General features: G+C 28.2%; 15 protein-coding genes. 7 read left to right on the forward strand and 8 right to left on the reverse strand.

Annotated elements, in window-relative coordinates; all coding sequences use genetic code 11:
• Nucleotides 1–403 (reverse strand): transposase (locus tag EPJ72_RS05365; protein WP_147731182.1); only part of this gene is annotated, 403 nt, incomplete at its 3' end.
• 321 nt (nucleotides 404–724) lie between these two features.
• Here EPJ72_RS05365 and EPJ72_RS05370 point away from each other — a divergent pair.
• Both EPJ72_RS05370 and uvrB read left to right on the forward strand, forming a co-directional pair.
• Complete coding sequence (locus tag EPJ72_RS05370) at nucleotides 725–1,630, forward strand: hypothetical protein (RefSeq protein ID WP_147731183.1); 906 nt, start codon at nucleotides 725–727, stop codon at nucleotides 1,628–1,630.
• A 36-nt stretch (nucleotides 1,631–1,666) separates the two neighbouring features.
• Nucleotides 1,667–3,703: an excinuclease ABC subunit UvrB gene (gene uvrB, locus EPJ72_RS05375; protein ID WP_147731184.1), complete on the forward strand. Its 2,037-nt coding sequence runs from the start codon at nucleotides 1,667–1,669 to the stop codon at nucleotides 3,701–3,703.
• An 8-nt stretch (nucleotides 3,704–3,711) separates the two neighbouring features.
• Here the strand turns inward: uvrB and EPJ72_RS05380 are convergent, their stop codons facing one another.
• A complete protein-coding gene (locus EPJ72_RS05380; protein ID WP_277871911.1) occupies nucleotides 3,712–4,443 on the reverse strand; it encodes a glycosyltransferase family 61 protein in 732 nt (243 codons plus the stop codon).
• Nucleotides 4,444–4,513: 70 nt separating this feature from the next.
• Here EPJ72_RS05380 and EPJ72_RS05385 point away from each other — a divergent pair, with 70 nt between their 5' ends.
• Entirely contained in the window at nucleotides 4,514–5,419 is a 906-nt protein-coding gene (locus EPJ72_RS05385; protein WP_147731186.1) for an integrase core domain-containing protein, read from the forward strand.
• Here the strand turns inward: EPJ72_RS05385 and EPJ72_RS05390 are convergent.
• From EPJ72_RS05390 to EPJ72_RS05400, 3 genes are all read right to left on the reverse strand, one after another.
• A complete protein-coding gene (locus tag EPJ72_RS05390) occupies nucleotides 5,416–5,838 on the reverse strand; it encodes a hypothetical protein (RefSeq protein ID WP_147731187.1) in 423 nt (140 codons plus the stop codon). The two genes, EPJ72_RS05385 and EPJ72_RS05390, sit on opposite strands and share 4 nt — an antisense overlap.
• 59 nt (nucleotides 5,839–5,897) lie before the next feature.
• Nucleotides 5,898–7,229, reverse strand: a complete 1,332-nt coding sequence (locus EPJ72_RS05395) for an MATE family efflux transporter (protein WP_147731188.1) — start codon at nucleotides 7,227–7,229, stop codon at nucleotides 5,898–5,900.
• Between the two features lie 275 nt (nucleotides 7,230–7,504).
• Nucleotides 7,505–8,866 (reverse strand): MATE family efflux transporter, encoded by a 1,362-nt coding sequence (locus tag EPJ72_RS05400; RefSeq protein ID WP_147731189.1) that lies wholly within the window; start codon nucleotides 8,864–8,866, stop codon nucleotides 7,505–7,507.
• Between the two features lie 271 nt (nucleotides 8,867–9,137).
• Here EPJ72_RS05400 and EPJ72_RS05405 point away from each other — a divergent pair, with 271 nt between their 5' ends.
• The 4 genes from EPJ72_RS05405 (at nucleotide 9,138) to nagE (ending at nucleotide 13,465) form a co-directional block, all read left to right on the forward strand.
• Nucleotides 9,138–9,728 (forward strand): GDSL-type esterase/lipase family protein, encoded by a 591-nt coding sequence (locus tag EPJ72_RS05405; protein WP_147731190.1) that lies wholly within the window; start codon nucleotides 9,138–9,140, stop codon nucleotides 9,726–9,728.
• A gap of 188 nt (nucleotides 9,729–9,916) precedes the next feature.
• Nucleotides 9,917–11,089, forward strand: a complete 1,173-nt coding sequence (locus EPJ72_RS05410; RefSeq protein ID WP_147731191.1) for a class I SAM-dependent RNA methyltransferase — start codon at nucleotides 9,917–9,919, stop codon at nucleotides 11,087–11,089.
• 58 nt (nucleotides 11,090–11,147) lie between these two features.
• A complete protein-coding gene (locus tag EPJ72_RS05415) occupies nucleotides 11,148–11,906 on the forward strand; it encodes an MBL fold metallo-hydrolase (protein WP_147731192.1) in 759 nt (252 codons plus the stop codon).
• An 86-nt stretch (nucleotides 11,907–11,992) separates the two neighbouring features.
• Nucleotides 11,993–13,465 (forward strand): N-acetylglucosamine-specific PTS transporter subunit IIBC, encoded by a 1,473-nt coding sequence (gene nagE / locus EPJ72_RS05420; RefSeq protein ID WP_147731193.1) that lies wholly within the window; start codon nucleotides 11,993–11,995, stop codon nucleotides 13,463–13,465.
• A gap of 78 nt (nucleotides 13,466–13,543) precedes the next feature.
• Here the strand turns inward: nagE and EPJ72_RS05425 are convergent, their stop codons facing one another.
• The 3 genes from EPJ72_RS05425 to EPJ72_RS05435 are packed head-to-tail and all read right to left on the reverse strand — an operon-like array spanning nucleotide 13,544 to nucleotide 16,442.
• Nucleotides 13,544–14,545: a Gfo/Idh/MocA family protein gene (locus EPJ72_RS05425; RefSeq protein ID WP_147731194.1), complete on the reverse strand. Its 1,002-nt coding sequence runs from the start codon at nucleotides 14,543–14,545 to the stop codon at nucleotides 13,544–13,546.
• A 21-nt stretch (nucleotides 14,546–14,566) separates the two neighbouring features.
• Nucleotides 14,567–15,556 carry a Gfo/Idh/MocA family protein gene (locus EPJ72_RS05430; RefSeq protein WP_147731195.1) on the reverse strand — a complete coding sequence of 330 codons (990 nt, stop codon included), beginning with the start codon at nucleotides 15,554–15,556 and terminating at the stop codon, nucleotides 14,567–14,569.
• A 28-nt stretch (nucleotides 15,557–15,584) separates the two neighbouring features.
• Nucleotides 15,585–16,442 (reverse strand): sugar phosphate isomerase/epimerase family protein, encoded by an 858-nt coding sequence (locus tag EPJ72_RS05435; protein WP_147731196.1) that lies wholly within the window; start codon nucleotides 16,440–16,442, stop codon nucleotides 15,585–15,587.
• Between the last annotated feature and the right edge of the window lie 447 nt (nucleotides 16,443–16,889).

Below are 16,889 nucleotides of genomic sequence, written 5' to 3' on the forward strand. Positions count from 1 at the left end.
TTTGTATTTTAGAGACAAATTTACGCTTATCATATCGCTTCTTTTTCTTTTTTGTTTTATATCTCCAAAGATTATTTCTTTTTAGTACATTCTCTATAGCTGTAACCCCTATCTTAATGCCTTCACGGTTCAAATATGCTTTAATATAATGCTTACCTCGATATTCTTTAGTATAGAGTTCAATAATTAAATTAATAGCTTTTTGATTATTAAAGATATTTGGAGAAGTTTTTGGCTTAGTACTAAAATTAGCGACAGTTCCAGTGTCTTTATATTTTTTAAGCCAAGCATAAAAAGTAGATTTGGGTATTTCTTCTATCTTTAGAAATCTTTTAATATTTTTAGTTTCTAATGCTTCATCCACTATAAATAATTTAAATTCTGTGCTATAATCTCTTTTCATAGTAGCATCCTTTTTATTTGTTTTATGTTCAAAATATTATAACAAGGATACTGCTTTTTTTATACTAAAAAATGTCCAATATCTCATACTCCTAAACATTAATTATATTTTTAATTCTTGACTAAATTTAATAATATTATATAATTAGATTCATGAAGTTAATTAAGTCTACAGTCTACAGTCTACAGTCTACAGTCTACAGTCTACAGTCTACAGTCTACAGTCTACAGTCTACAGTCTACAGTTAAATAATTATAATAACTGCTTTTTTACATCATACAAAAAAAATTTATCATTAATTAATAAAAGGTATGTATTATTATGAATATAGTTATAATACATACTGGATTCGTTAAATATCTTATCTACACATTAAGAAAAATAAAAGAGACAAATAAAAATGCAAATATATTTTTAATATCGGATAAAGAATACAAAGAATATTTTAAATATTCATCATTTGTGGATATAAAAAAAGTTATAAAAGAAGAATCTATTGAGTTTAAAAATAAGTATATACATCTTGGTAAAAGCAATCCAAATTACGAAATGTTTTGTATGCAAAGATGGATTATATTAAAAGACTTTATGAAAGAATATAATATAAGGGAATGTTTTTATATTGATAGTGATATATTGTTATTTTCTGATTTAAATGAAGCATTAAATCCATTTAATAAATATAACATATCTTTAGCAAATAATTTGGGGCTGAGTATGTATATTAAAGATGTAAAAGTATTGGAAGAATTTTCTAAATATTTATTATTTAAATATACCAATGAAAAAGAAATCAATAAATTAAAAGATATGTATTATAATACGAATAGAGTCAATAATGGAGTTGCAGGAAGTATATCTGATATGGATTTATCTAGAGATTTTTTTTCAAATTTTAATTTACCTGTAGGAAATTTATCTGAAATAGAAAATGATTCTGTATTTGATTCAGCAATTGTTTATGGAGGAGCAGAATTTGAAATGCTTAAAAAAGGCAGATATCAAATGAAGAAAATATTTTTTGAAAATAACATACCATTTTGTAATTATAGTAAAGACAAAATAAACAAAAAAATAAGATTTCATTCATTGCATTTTCTTGTATGGACTAAATTATATATAAAAAAACTTTCAGAAAATAAAGATTTGGATTTTAACCCATATTATATAAATTTACACAGAGAGTTTACAGTTTTTAAAAATAAAATAAAAAAGTTATTCAATTAATTTACTAAACATAAAAAATATAGTATAATAATTCACATGAATTTCAAATTAGAATCGAATTTCAAGCCTTCAGGCGACCAAATAACAGCAATAGACTCTTTAGTTAAAGGGCTTGAAAATAAAAATAAATATCAAACTCTTTTAGGTGTTACTGCAAGCGGAAAAACTTTCACAATTGCAAATGTTATAGAAAAAGCAAACCGCCCTACTCTTGTAATGTCGCATAACAAAACTTTGGCAGCACAGCTTTACAGAGAATTAAAAGACTTTTTTCCAAACAATGCAGTTGAGTATTTCGTTTCTTATTATGACTACTATCAGCCTGAAGCCTATGTTCCTGCTAATGATTTATATATTGATAAAGATGCCTCAGTTAATGATGAGATTGATAGGCTAAGGCTTAAAGCTACTACCTCGCTTCTTGAAAGGAGAGATGTTATAATTGTTGCTTCTGTTTCTTGTATATACGGCTTGGGTTCTCCTGAAGATTATAGAAAGCTCTATATAGCAATAGAAAAAGACGGAGAATATGACAGAGATGAGATAATTGAAAAATTAGTGTCTATACAATATGAACGAGTTAAAGATGTGCTTGAGAGGGCAAGGTTTAAAGTAATGGGAGATACTTTAGAGATAATGAGTGCCTATTCTGATGAGGTTATAAGAGTAGAGTTTTTTGGAGACACTGTTGAACGCATTATAAAAATCAACCCTATCACAAGGCAAAAAATTGCAGAACAAGACAGAGTTGTAATATATCCTGCAAAACACTTCGTTACAGGAAGCGATAAATTAACAGCTGGGATAAAATTAATAGAAGAAGAACTTGAAGAGCAGTATAATAAATTCAAATCCGAAGGAAAGTTAGTAGAAGCTAAGAGAATATACGGAAGAACAAAATATGATTTGGAGATGCTTAGGGAAGTAGGCTACTGTGCAGGCATAGAAAACTATTCACGCCCATTATCAGGACGTAAAGAGGGAGACAGACCTGCTTGTTTGATAGACTATTTTCCAAAAGATTTTTTAACTATAATAGATGAGTCGCATGTGAGTGTGCCTCAAATTAGAGGAATGTTTTTTGGAGACAGAAGCAGAAAAGAAACTTTAGTAAAATATGGTTTTAGGCTTCCTTCAGCATTAGACAATCGTCCATTATTTTTTGAAGAGTTTGAAAGCCTCACCAATGATACAATATATATTAGTGCCACCCCTGCAGAATATGAACTTAAAAAAAGCAGCCAAGTTGTAGAGCAGATAATTCGCCCTACAGGACTTCTTGACCCTATAATTGAAGTATATCCTATAAACGGTCAAATAGACAGAATTCTTGAAGAGATTAAAAAAACAGTATCAAACAACGAAAGAATATTTATAACAACACTCACCAAAAAAATGGCAGAAGACCTCACTAAATATTTAAATGAAAATGGAGTGAGAACTCGTTATTTGCATTCGGATATTCAAACAGTTGAACGTGTTGAGATAATAAGAGATTTGAGGCTTGGTGATTTTGATGTGCTTGTAGGTATTAACCTTTTAAGAGAGGGGCTTGATGTACCTGAAGTATCACTCATACTAATACTTGATGCAGACAAAACAGGTTTTTTAAGAAACACCACTACCCTAATACAGACTATAGGACGTGCTGCAAGAAATGCTAACGGCAGAGTAATAATGTTTGCCGACACTATAAGCGATGCTATGAAAGTAGCCATTGATGAAACAGAAAGAAGAAGAAAAATACAAATGGACTACAACAAAGAGCATAACATCACACCAAAAACAATAATCAAAAAAATACAAGATATAATTGAAAGAGAAGAAAAAGTTGAAACTTCTTATGAGCTTCATTTTGACTTTAGACGCTTCAATGAAAGAGTAAAAATTGACTCTGAGCAAAAAAGCGATGATTATATAAAAGAGCTTGAAAAAGAGATGAAAAAAGCATCAGATAGTTTAGAGTTTGAAAAGGCTATTGAGATAAGAGAGAAAATAAATCAGCTTAAACAGTTAAAGCTCGCTAAAAAATCGGTGCATAAAAATATCACTTCAAAAAAGGCAAATAAATAATATAAGCACTATTTTTCAAACTCTTCTAAAACATTTTTGAACTTCTCTAAATCAATATAAAAATCAAAATCATTTGTTTTATTATGCATATTTTGATATCTATAATTTTTTTCATCACTTTCTATATATTGAAAATATTTTCCTCCTATAGTATTAACTATATATTCATATGTATCTTCCTGTCTTATATTCGGCACTATACCAAGCACTGATATATTTTCTCTAGAGCATACAAGGTTTGTAAGACCGCTTCCTAGTATTGATATTATTTTGTCTGCATTATAAAACATGCAAAACTGCTCTTGCAAAGAATAATCTTCAGGACATGTCATCTTATATCCTAATTTATTTAATATCTCCATAAGTTTATCTTCATTTAAGATTTTTCTAGTTTTTACGTTTTTTCTGCTTAAATATATTTTTTTTGGAAATTTTTGGGTATCATAATTTTTTATTAATTCTTTTGATAATTCTCTATATTTATTGCATACCCAAATATCTGGATAATGAGTATTTTTACTTGGAAAAGAAGATAAATATAAGTTCTTGCATAAAATTTCTGTTTCATCAGATATATATATTATCTTTTTTTTATCAATTCCAAAAATAGCTAAACTATCTTTATGAAATTTAGAGCTGCATCCGTTTCCTAAAACAATAGCATCTATTTTATCTATATATCCTAAATCCTTCAATATAAAAAGTTTAGGCAAAGTGTTTAGGAGCCATACATATTGCACGTTTTTTAGTTTAAAAAAAGCAGGTATTCCTTATAATTTAATTAACTAAAATAAAACAAAAGGAATACCTATGAAAGAATATACTTCAAATCAAAGAAAAAAGATAGTTCTAAAAATCAATAAAGTTAAGAATAAAGAAGTATTAGCTTTAAAATATAAGATTAGTATTAGAACATATTATTATTGGAAAAGCCAATTAGAAACTTATTCTATTATAAAACCTAAATCTACTACACCTAAAACTAATAAAAATAAATTGAAAAATAAAAAGATTATTAAAAGAATAATTGAGATAAGAAAATTATACGGTTATGGTAAATTAAAAATAAAAAAACAATTAGAGTTAGAAGACATTAAAGTAGGAACAACAGCTATAGAAACTGTTCTAAAAGAAAATAATTTGTATAGGAGCAAAAAGAAAAAAATTAAGAGAAAGCATAAAGGAAAACATGCGATTTATATCAAGGAGGCAGGAGAAAAGGTACAAATAGACGTCAAATATGCTTTTTTTGGTGAAATACGCTATTATCAATTTACTGCTGTAGATGTAGCTACTAGAATGAGCTTTAGATATTTATACAATGAAAAAAGTCCATACAGTACCATTGATTTTATGAAACGGCTTATAGATTATTTTCCTTTTAGAATACATTGTATTCAAACAGACAATGGTACAGAATTTACTTACCGTAAACATTCATTTAATACTGAACACCCATTAGATATATTTTGTAAGAAAAACTATATTAAGAGAGTTTATAGTCCAATTGCATCACCTTGGTATAATGGCGTAGTAGAGAGTACACATAGGCTAGACCAAAAAGAATTCTATGACTTTTGTACACAAGAATTAACCTTAGAGAAAGCAAATAAAAACATACAAAAATATAATTATTTTTTCAATTATAAACGAATACATTCTGCTTTAAATTATGATACACCTATGCTATACTTTAATAAATTAAGGAATTCCTAACTGCAATATGTTTGGCTCCCGTGCAAAAGTTTAGGCAAAGTTTCATGTATCCAATGTCCAAAACACACATTCCATACAGATTGCAAACTAAAAACATTTAAATTCGTTTTCTTTTTAAATCTTAATCTATAAAAGGCGAATCTGCCGCCAAGTTCTCCATATAAAGATAATATTCTTTCAAATGGCATAGTTTCTTTTATGAGTTTATTATCATTTGTAAAATAAAATCCCCAGCTCGAATATATTTTAGCATTATTTAATTTGCATAAAAAATTATTTATATTTGAATTTGGATATGATATATATAATTCTTTATCTACATCATTTATAGATACTGAATTATCTCTTAATTTATTAGAAATTTTTATACCTAATTTTTCTCTTATTTTGCCATTTAAAATTTTATTTCCAAAACCCATATTAAAAAACCTTTTTGCTTTATATTATAATATAATAATTAAATTTTTTAAAATAATTTTTATTTTTTAAAAGCATATTTGTGAAAATAAATGCAAGAAGGCAGTATACCTAAAGCCCAGCCAACAGGATTTGCAAACCATATACCAACATATCCAAATGGTATAGACAAAAATACTGAACCTCCAACCTTTATAACAAGTTCAGCTATTCCGGAAATCAAAGGAATAAGTGCTTTTCCTATTGCCCTTATAGAGTTGTTGTATAATAATATTATAGATAAAAACGGATAAAACATTGATGATATTCTTAAATAGCCTCTGCATATCTCTACTATTATTTCTATATATTCATCGCTGCTTGAAATAAAGAGTCTTATTAAATTATCTCCGAATATAAATATTACAAAAGTAGATAATAAACTTAAAGATAATGATAATATTATTATACTTCTAAAACCTTCTTTAATTCTCTCAAACTTTTGTGCTCCGAAATTTTGTGCCACATAAACAGCAAAAGCCTCAGATACCACAAAATATGCCATAGAAGCAAATTGGTTTATTCTGTTTCCTGTTGTGTATGATGCTACAACATTAGTGCCAAATGTATTAACAACTCCGCTTATAATCATCTCCCCTATAGATAAAAATATTGCCTGTATACTCATAGAAACACCTATTTTTATTATCATAAATAAATTCTCAAAATTAAAAACAATATCCTCTCTTTGAAGTTTTAATATAGGAAATTTCTTAACAATATACAACACACTTAAAAAAGCTGATATTATTTGTGATATTACAGTAGCAATGGCAACACCAAATACATTCATTTTAAGTAAAGCAACAAAAACTAAATCTAATATAATGTTTAAAACAGTTGTAAGTATTAAAAAATATAAAGGAGTTTTACTATCTCCCAAAGCCCTTAATATACTAGAAGCTCCATTATATATTAGCTGCCCAAATGATAAGCCAACACATATTTGCAAATATAATACAGAATTATCTATTATGTCTTCTGGAGTTTGTAATAATATCATAAGAGGTCTTGATAAAAATATGCCAAGTATAAAAAGAATAAATGAGCTAAATAATGTTAAATATATGGAACTAACAAAAGTAGTTTTAAGCATACTTTCATTTTTAGCCCCAAAAAACTGCCCCATTACTATAGAAAAAGCATTAGTAAAACCTATAGCAAAGGATAAAAAGAAAAACATAGTAGAAGTAGTAGCACCAATAGAAGCTAATGCCCTTGAACCTACAAACTTGCCTATTATGATAGTATCAGCAACTCCATAGAATTGCTGAAATATTCCTCCTATAAGCATCGGTATAGAAAAATATATTATAGTCTTAAACGGACTTCCTACAGTCATGTCTTTTGTCATAATAAAAACCCGCAAAAAAATTATGCATATATGTTATACGTGTTTTTAAAAAAATACAAATACATAGTAAAAAATTTAAGTTTATCAAAAGTTATATTTTTTTTTAAATACTTGCAGGGCTTCGCCCCACACCCCAGTTCTTTTTCCCGCAGCTCGCGGTGCGGACTTCGTCAAAAGAACCAAAAAGTGCAAATAAACAATATTAAATCTATTGATTAGATATAAAATCTAAAATAAAATTACATAAAGCTATTTTTTTAACATCTCTAATATTATCAAATAGTAGAATAAGATTTCTCTAATTTCTCTGAATTACATAAATCTCTCTTATAATAATTATAAGCTACTAAACATAAAATTATCTGCACTATAGATGATATCGGCGTAGCAAGACCTATATAAAAAAGAGAAGCATTATCAATCTGACTCATCAAATATACAACAGGTATCCTCACAAAGAAAGCCCCTACTATCCCCTGTATCATTACAAATAATGTCTTTGAGCATCCATTAAAATATCCCACAAAGCAAAACAATATAGCAGTAAGCAAACAATCTATAGCATAAGCCTTTAAATAACTATAAGATGCCAATATAACCAATCTCTCATTAGAAAATATATTGGAAAGTAAACTGCCAAAAACTAAAGTAATTATGCTAGTACACATTCCAGCAATTAAAGCAGTTCTAATACCATAAATCAAAGCCTTTTGAGAGCGTTCATATAGCCCTGCCCCATTATTTTGTGCAACAAATGCAGATATTGATTGCATATAGGCAGAAGCAACAAGCATTAAAAATACACACACCTTCTCAGCAACTCCCACAGCAGCAGATTCCATAACCCCCATTCCATTAACTATTACCTGTATAAATAAAAATGAAAACTGCACAAGCATCTCCTGCAAAGCTATAGGAGAGCCTATAATAAGTATTTTCTTTACGCACTCTTTTTCTAATCTAATATATTTCCTAGAAAAATTAAAAGGAAGTTTCTTTTTGCTTATAAAATAAAGTGAAAACACAACACTAATAGCCTGAGAGCTAACAATAGTAGCACCAGAAGCACCCATATTAAAAAGAGCAACCAATATAATATCTCCTACTATGTTTATAAAACAAGCAATAGCAACTGTAATTAACGGAGTCTTTGAATCTCCAATTCCTCTAAATATAGCCCCTATACAATTATACGCCACAATAAACATAGTACCCATTGCACATATTTTTATATAATTGCTTGTTTGTTTAAATGCCTCTTTTGGGGCATGCATATAGCTTGCAATCAAATCACTAAAAGGCACAATAATTAAAGTAATAATAATAGCAATAACAGCAAAAATAATGATGCCGCTTCCAATACCCTTTCCGGCATTTTCTTTTTTGTTAGTACCTATAGCATCGCCAACAAATACTGTAATTCCCATAGTAAGCCCTGTTATTATCATAGTTATCATATTAAATAGCTGACTTCCAGATGCAACCCCCGACTGTTCATTAGTGCCTGCAAACTGCCCTACTATAATTAAGTCTGCCGCCCCATACATAGCCTGCAAAAACAATGCTATAAGTACAGGAAAAGCAAATAGTATTAATGATTTTAATATTTTTCCTTGTGTTAAAGTTTGTTCTTTCATTTTACAGCTCCTAAGTGTTTATTAATAATTATTTAATATTTGCAAATAATAAAAAATTCAAAAAAAAAGCTGGATAAGAAAACGGGAATTTCACCCGCCATCTTATCCAGCTAATAACTTCAAATGTTATTTCACCCTCCGATGAACGCTGTTTACAATAGCATATAGTAAAATAAAAGTCAAATTTAGGACTAATTTTTTTAATATATTTTTAAAGAAAATTATTTAAATCTATTGTATAATAAATTTAAATTATAATGGATATATTATTATGAATATAGTTTGCCTCGGCGACAGCATTACTTATGGTTATATGGTTAATAGAAATGAGGTTTGGACTTCTATATTAAATACTAAATTCAATAACTCTAGTATACAGTTTATAAACAAAGGCATAAACGGAGATACTATTTCTGGAATGTATTTTCGTTTTGATAAAGATGTTATTAATGAAAAAGCTGATACTTTAATACTTATGGGCGGAGTAAATGATATATTTATTTATAAGCCTTTAGAAAATATAAAAAAAAGTTTTATTGATGTGGTAAATAAATCTACAGAAAACAATATAGATATAATAGTATTAACACCTATACCTTTTATAAAAGAAGATTTTAGTTTTTTTGAACTTAACAATATAGAAGAGATGTCAGCCATATTAATAGAATATGTTAATTTTATTAATTCTTATACAAAAGAAAATAATATAAAATGCATTGATGTTTACAATATGTTTAAGAATGAAATATTAAAAGAATATAAATATTATGATTTGTATTTTGATGGTATTCATTTAAAAAGCGAAGGACATGAAGTTTTCTCTTCTTATTTATTTGAAAGATTAAAAGAATATATAAATTAAAAAGATTCACTTTTATTTAGCTTTATAAAGATAAAGCCAAATAAAAGTGGGAGATTATTTATGAAAAATACTAATTATTAAAACATAACTTATTAAAAAAGGTAAAATATTTTTTTATATAATTTTAATAGAATTATAATTAATATTTATTTATAGATATATTAACATTTTAATGTATAATTAGTATTATGAAAGTAGAAATAATAGATACAGCTTATGGCGGATATGGAATAGCTAAAGATGGAAAAATTATATTTGTAGCACATTCTGTTGAAGGCGATGTAGTTGATATATTGATAAAAAAAGAAAATAAAAACTTTTGCTATGCTAATATAAACAATATTATAGAGCCTTCAAAATATAGAATAAAACCAAAATGTAAATATGCAGGTATTTGCGGCGGATGTGTGTTTAATCATATTGAATATAATAAGCAATTAGAAATAAAAAAAAGTATGGTATTAAACTCTATAAGAAACATTGAATATAATAATAAAATAAATATCATAAAATCTCCTAATGAACATTATAGACTTAGAGTAAATATGATAGCTAAAGATGGGTGTATTGGATTTTACAAGTTTAATACTAATGAGTTTGTAGCTATAAATGAATGCATAATATTAAAAGAGAGGCTATTTAATAAAATAAAAAACTTCTCTAATTGCAACAATATAACAGGCAATATTTATGCTATAGAAAGTAATAATAGAAAAATACTATCATTTGCTGATATTATAAAACAAAATAAAAATATAGACACAAGCTATTTTGACGGAATAACTATAAAACAAAAAAATAAAATAAAAAAATACGGCATAGATAAAACAAATTACAATACGTATTTTGGAGAAGTACCATTATCACATAAAAACTTTTTTCAATCAAATCATTATTTACTAGATGAGTTTCAAAAGAATGCGGTTAAATACTTTAATGAATATGATAAAAACATAGTTGAACTTTATGCGGGAAGCGGATTTTTTACTGTTGCTATTAAAGAAAAATTAAAAAGTTTTAATATTGATTACAAATTAATATCTTCTGAAATAAACTCTGATGCTGTAAATATTGCAAAAGATATTATAAAAGAAGAAGCAAGCGAAACATTAAAAAAAATAAATTATAATATAGATGTCTTATTTGTTGATCCTCCTCGAGATGGATTAGATAAAAAGGTAATAGAAAATATTATTAGAATAAAGCCAAAAAAAATTATATATATTTCATGTAATCCTATGACATTTGCAAGAGATATTAATTTATTAAAAGAATATTATAAATTAATAGATTTAATTATAATAGATATGTTTCCAGATACTTATCATATAGAGTTAATTTCTTGTTTAGAAATAAAATAATTATATTGATATTAGCAGTAAAAAATATATAATTCTATTTTAGGAGTTATAAAATATTATGAAAATAATTTTTTTAGGCACTGGTACATCAGATGGTGTTCCTATGATAGGCTGCAAATGTAATGTTTGCAAAAGTAAAGATAAAAGAGATAAAAGAACAAGAGCATCTGTTTTAATACAGCATAAAAATAAAAACTATGTAATAGATACTTCTTTAGATTTTAGAGAACAAATGCTAAGAAAAAAAGTTGATAGCTTAGAAGCAGTATTCTACACACATCATCACGCTGACCATTCTTCAGGAATAGTGGATTTGCGTTCATTAAATTTTATGATGCATAGACATATAGATTGCTATGGAAATAAAGATACTATGGATGTGTTAAAAAATAAATATGATTATATATTTAACCCCGTTCAAATAGGAGGCGGAATACCTAATTTACAGTTTCACATTATAGAAAATACTGTTAAATTTGATGATATAAATGCAACACCCATTCCAGTAAAACATGGCATATTAAATATATTAGGCTATAGATTCAATAATTTTACATATATTACTGATGCAAGTTCTATAAGCGATGAAAGTTTAAAACTTATAGAAGGCAGTGAGATTTTAGTATTAAATGGATTAAGATACCGTCCTCACAGCACACATTTATCACTTCAAGAATCAGTTAATATAGCAGATATGATTAAAGCTAAAAAAACATTTTTCACCCATTTAACTCATGATGTTTTACATAAAAATTTGGAAAAAGAGCTTCCCAAAAACATGTACGGTGCCTATGATGGTTTAACTTTAGAAATATAATACGTTTTAATATTGATTATAAATATTAATTGTATATACTTATATACGTACGATTATGTATAAAATATTATATATTGGAGGATATGATGTTTGGTTATCTACAAAAAATAGGTAAATCCCTAATGGTGCCTGTAGCCGTATTGCCTGCAGCGGCTATCCTTTTGGGTATTGGTTACTGGATAGACCCTAATGGTTGGGGTGCTGAAAGTCCAATTGCTGCTTTCTTTATAAAGGCAGGCGGTTCTATCATAGATAATATGCCTATATTGTTTGCTGTTGGAGTATCTTTTGGTATGTCAAAAGATAGAAATGGAGCTGCTGCTTTGGCAGGAGTTGTTGCTTTTTTGGTAGTTACTACGCTTTTGGCACCTGCTACAGTTGCTATGATTCAAAGTAAAGATGTTGCTGATGTAGCTCCTGGTTTTGCTAAAATTAATAACCAATTCATAGGAATACTTTGCGGTATAATAGCCGGCGGTTTATACAATAAGTTTTGGAATGTTGAGTTGCCTAAATTTTTAGCTTTCTTTAGCGGAAGAAGATTCGTACCAATAGTTACTTCTGTAGTTATGATGATTGTTTCTTTCATATTAATGCTTATATGGCCTATTGTTTATGGCGGTTTAGTTGGATTTGGTGAAGCTATCATTAGTCTTGGTCCTATAGGAGCAGGAATTTATGGATTCTTTAACAGACTTCTTATTCCTGTTGGCTTGCACCATGCTCTTAACTCAGTATTTTGGTTTGATGTTGCTGGAATTAATGATATACCTAATTTCTTAGGCGGTCAGGCTTCTATAGATGCAGGAAATGCTATTATAGGTCAAACTGGTATGTATCAGGCTGGTTTCTTCCCTATTATGATGTTTGGACTCGTTGGTGCTTGTTTGGCTTTCATTAAAAATGCTAAACCTGAAAACAAATCTAAAATTAAATCTATAATGTTGGCTGCCGCTTTTGCTAGCTTCTTTACTGGTGTTACTGAACCTATAGAGTTTTCATTCATGTTTGTAGCTCCTGTATTATACCTTATACATGCTCTATTAACTGCTATATCTTTGATAATAGCTTCTAGTATGAAATGGATAGCTGGTTTTGGTTTCTCTGCTGGTTTAATAGACCTTGTTCTTTCTACTAGAAACCCATTAGCTACTCAATGGTATATGTTAATTGTACAAGGTATAGTATTCTTTGTACTTTATTTTGTTATTTTCAACTTTGCAATTCAGAAATTTAATCTTAAAACTCCCGGAAGAGAAGAAGATGATGATGCAGAAGAAATAGAAGTTACTATATCATCAGCAGGTAAAAATCCTTCTTATGCAGATAAAGCATTACTTCTTCTTCCTTTACTTGGCGGACTTGAAAATATAATAGATATAGATAATTGTGCTACAAGATTAAGATTGGAAGTTAAAGATAATTCTATAGTTAATGATGCTGAAATTAGAAAGCATTTCCCTGGCGTATTGAGACCTGGTAAAACTTCTGTACAGGTAATAGTAGGAACTGATGTACAATTCTTAGCAGATGAGTTTAAAAAGGTTGCTAAAAAATAATTAATATATATTTCTATTAATAAAAAAAGGGCTTGTAATCATTTTACAAGCCCATATTATTATTTTATTATACCATTTTTATATTTTTACCACTTTTCCAGTTTCTAATGATTTAATCAATCCTAAAATAGCTTGTATAGATTTTCTTACTTCTTTAGGTTTTACTATTTCAGGCTGTTTTCCTTCTTTTACACAATTAGCAAAATATTCAACTTCTATTTCATAAGGGTCTCTAGTACTTGTAGGTTCCTGATGCGGCTCTTGTCCATTTCTATAAAGCATCAAAGAGTTTCTTGCAGAAGCAATATCTTCTAAATTGAATCCTGCAGAGAAAGAAAACTCGGCAGTAGCTTTTTCGCCTACAATTCTTAAGTTCATAGAAAAAGGATAATTATCTGTAATACCAAAAGCAGCTTGTGCTGTAGCATTAACACCGTTTTTAAATCTTAATGTGCTATCTACAAAATTCCAAGAATCTTTTCTCGCCTTTTTACCAGTAGCATATACTTCATCAACATCTCCAAATAAATAGCATAAGAAGTCTATATCATGAACATGCAAGTCATATATACCGCCGCCGCTTTTTTTAGGGTCTCCATACCATTCACTAATAGGATGCTGCCCTAATCTAACAGCTGTGGCCAATTTTATTTCTCCAAATATCCCTTGATCTACCCACTCCTTAATTTTAGCATATTCAGGCCAGAAATGAAGCACTTGACCTATCATAAATATACTGTTTGATTTTTGAGTAGCTTCAAGCATATTGTCTATAGCCTCTAAAGTTAAAGCAAATGGCTTTTCACTTAATACATGTTTATTATATTTTGCAGCAAGCAATACCATCTCTTCATGCTGATAAGTAGGTATGCAAACATCTAAATAGTCTATTTCAGAATGTACTGCTTCCATCATGCTTTGAGCTGTGTCGAATCCTTTACAGTTATAAGTTTTCATAAAGTCTTCTTTTGCTTTTTTGTCTATATCAGCAATAGCAACAATTTCTACACCTATGTTTTTATATCCTTTAGCATGTGTAGTACCCATAAAGCCGCCGCCTACTATTGCAACTTTTACCATTTTTTTCTCCTTACAAAAGTATTAATATTTTATAACATTTCCTGTTTCTAGGGATTTAATTAAATTTGCAGTTGTTTCTATAGATTTTCTAATAGATTCTAAATTAACAACTTCAGGGTATTTTTTATTCTTTACACAATCAATAAAATACTCCAATTCTATTTCATAAGCATCTCTATTGCCTACATTTTCTATTATTGGTTCTTCACCGTTTCTATAAAGAGTTAAACTGTTTGTGCTTCCGCTATCTAAATTAACACCTGCTGAAAGATTAAATTCAGCAGTTCCTTTATCTCCAATTACTTTAAAATTGGCAGTAAAAGGATAATTATCCGTTATTCCGAAAGCCCCCTGAGCTACAGCACTTACACCATTTTTAAATTTTATGGAACTGTTTACAAAATCCCAAGACTTGTTTTCATCTTGTGAGCCATTGGCATAAACTTCTTTTACATCTCCGAATAAATAACATAAAAAATCAGTGTCATGTATATGAAGCTCAAATATACCGCCGCCGCTTTTTGTTGGGTCGTAAAACCATTTACTCTTTGGATGCTGAGCTAATCTTTTAGCAGATACTAATTTTATATTACCTAATACCCCATTATCTATCCACTCTTTTATCTTCACATATTCAGGCCAAAACCTTATAACTTGTGCTATCATAAGATATTTGTCAGAATTTTTAAACTTTGCTATTATCTCATCTACTTTATTTAAATGAATTGATAAAGGCTTCTCGCAAATAATATGTTTATTATATTGCAATGCCAAATCTATCATTTCCTCGTGCAAAAAAGTAGGTGCACATATATCTACTATTTCTATTTTTTCATTAAGCTCTTCTAACATCTTTTTAGCAGATTCATATGCTTTACAATTGTATTTTGAAGAAAAAGCCTCTCTCACTTCCCCGCTTATATCTGCAATAGCTTCTATTTTTACACCCAAATTCTTATAACAAGCCGCATGTATATTACTTATAAAACCGCCGCCAATTATTGCTACCATAAAAACTTCTCCCTATTTATCAATCTCATTAACAAGGAAATTTCTTTCTTCCCAATATAGCATCCATAGAAGAAGATGTATTATAAATAATCTGTGCAGTATGATATTTATAATTAGGAATCATCTCAGCAGTACAATAACTATCATATCCAATCTCTTTTAAAGCTTCCATTACAGCCGGATAATTAACATCTCCCGCAAGCAAATCAACAAATCCATATAAAGTACCAACAGCCCTTCTATAATCTTTAAAATGCACTTTCTTAATTCTCTTACCAAGAACTTTTATCCATTGCTCAGGATACCCCATATATATAACATTTCCAACATCAAAATATGAACCAACATAATCACTTTTAAATTCATCTATAAAATTTCTCATTTCCATAGCAGAAATTAAAAATTTATTCCAAACATTTTCTATACCAATAGCAACTTTATATTTTTCAGCAGTTCCTACAACTTTAGAAATGCACTCCTTAGCTCTTTTATAAGCATCTTCATAATATATAACTTCACTATCAGGTATAAAATCAACTCCAACATATCCCGGAACCAAAAGAATAGTGTCAGCACCAAGTATAGAAGCCACCTCAAGCTGTCTTTTTATATATGAAACAGCATTTTCTCTAGTTTTATCATTAGCTGAAGTTATAGGATTTCCCCAAGCCAAATCAGAAGCAAAACTTTGAATATTAAGCCCCATATCATTGGCCATCTTTTTAACTTCTAATATATCTTTTTCACTGCTGTTAAGTCCTAAAGGACCATCTTCTGTAAGACTTAATTCAACACCCTCAAATCCTGCATCTTTAGCAAGAGTAAAAATATCTTTATAAGATATTCCAGCTGGAAAAGACCAAATATTTATACCTTTTTTTATCATAATAAAACTCCATTATTAATTCAAAGTATTTATACCAAATATTGTATATATGATTTTACTATTGTCAATCTTAATATTATACTTTTTGTTTATTTTTGTGTATTTTTTTCTTTTTTAAATTACTACATTTAATAATATACAAAAAACTTTTTTTTATTTTTATATATCATACTATAAAGTGCAATAGTTTGACATTTTTTATTTATAAAAAAATATATTTATCAAAATTATATACTTGACTATTGATTTTATTTTTATATAATTGTATTTGTGAAAAATTAATACTAATTAAAAATTATAATTAGAAGGAAGGTTATATTAGACTTGTTTCAAAAGTCATTTTTTAACTGATAATTATATATTGATGCTAATATAAAAAATCTTGTATTTAACTTTTGTAAATGATTTCGATATCGAGTAGAAAGTATTTTATATCGTTTGAGAACT

The sequence above is a fragment of the Brachyspira pilosicoli genome (assembly GCF_008016535.1).
GTDB lineage: Bacteria > Spirochaetota > Brachyspiria > Brachyspirales > Brachyspiraceae > Brachyspira > Brachyspira pilosicoli_A.

Coding starts and splice junctions, on each gene's coding strand:
- EPJ72_RS05390 (WP_147731187.1), bottom strand. CDS start 5,838: ATGGGTTTTGGAAATAAAATTTTAAATGGCAAAATAAGAGAAAAATTA.
- EPJ72_RS05415 (WP_147731192.1), top strand. CDS start 11,148: ATGAAAATAATTTTTTTAGGCACTGGTACATCAGATGGTGTTCCTATG.
- EPJ72_RS05430 (WP_147731195.1), bottom strand. CDS start 15,556: ATGGTAGCAATAATTGGCGGCGGTTTTATAAGTAATATACATGCGGCT.
- EPJ72_RS05400 (WP_147731189.1), bottom strand. CDS start 8,866: ATGAAAGAACAAACTTTAACACAAGGAAAAATATTAAAATCATTAATA.
- nagE (WP_147731193.1), top strand. CDS start 11,993: ATGTTTGGTTATCTACAAAAAATAGGTAAATCCCTAATGGTGCCTGTA.
- EPJ72_RS05425 (WP_147731194.1), bottom strand. CDS start 14,545: ATGGTAAAAGTTGCAATAGTAGGCGGCGGCTTTATGGGTACTACACAT.
- EPJ72_RS05405 (WP_147731190.1), top strand. CDS start 9,138: ATGAATATAGTTTGCCTCGGCGACAGCATTACTTATGGTTATATGGTT.
- uvrB (WP_147731184.1), top strand. CDS start 1,667: ATGAATTTCAAATTAGAATCGAATTTCAAGCCTTCAGGCGACCAAATA.
- EPJ72_RS05385 (WP_147731186.1), top strand. CDS start 4,514: ATGAAAGAATATACTTCAAATCAAAGAAAAAAGATAGTTCTAAAAATC.
- EPJ72_RS05395 (WP_147731188.1), bottom strand. CDS start 7,229: ATGACAAAAGACATGACTGTAGGAAGTCCGTTTAAGACTATAATATAT.
- EPJ72_RS05435 (WP_147731196.1), bottom strand. CDS start 16,442: ATGATAAAAAAAGGTATAAATATTTGGTCTTTTCCAGCTGGAATATCT.
- EPJ72_RS05370 (WP_147731183.1), top strand. CDS start 725: ATGAATATAGTTATAATACATACTGGATTCGTTAAATATCTTATCTAC.
- EPJ72_RS05410 (WP_147731191.1), top strand. CDS start 9,917: ATGAAAGTAGAAATAATAGATACAGCTTATGGCGGATATGGAATAGCT.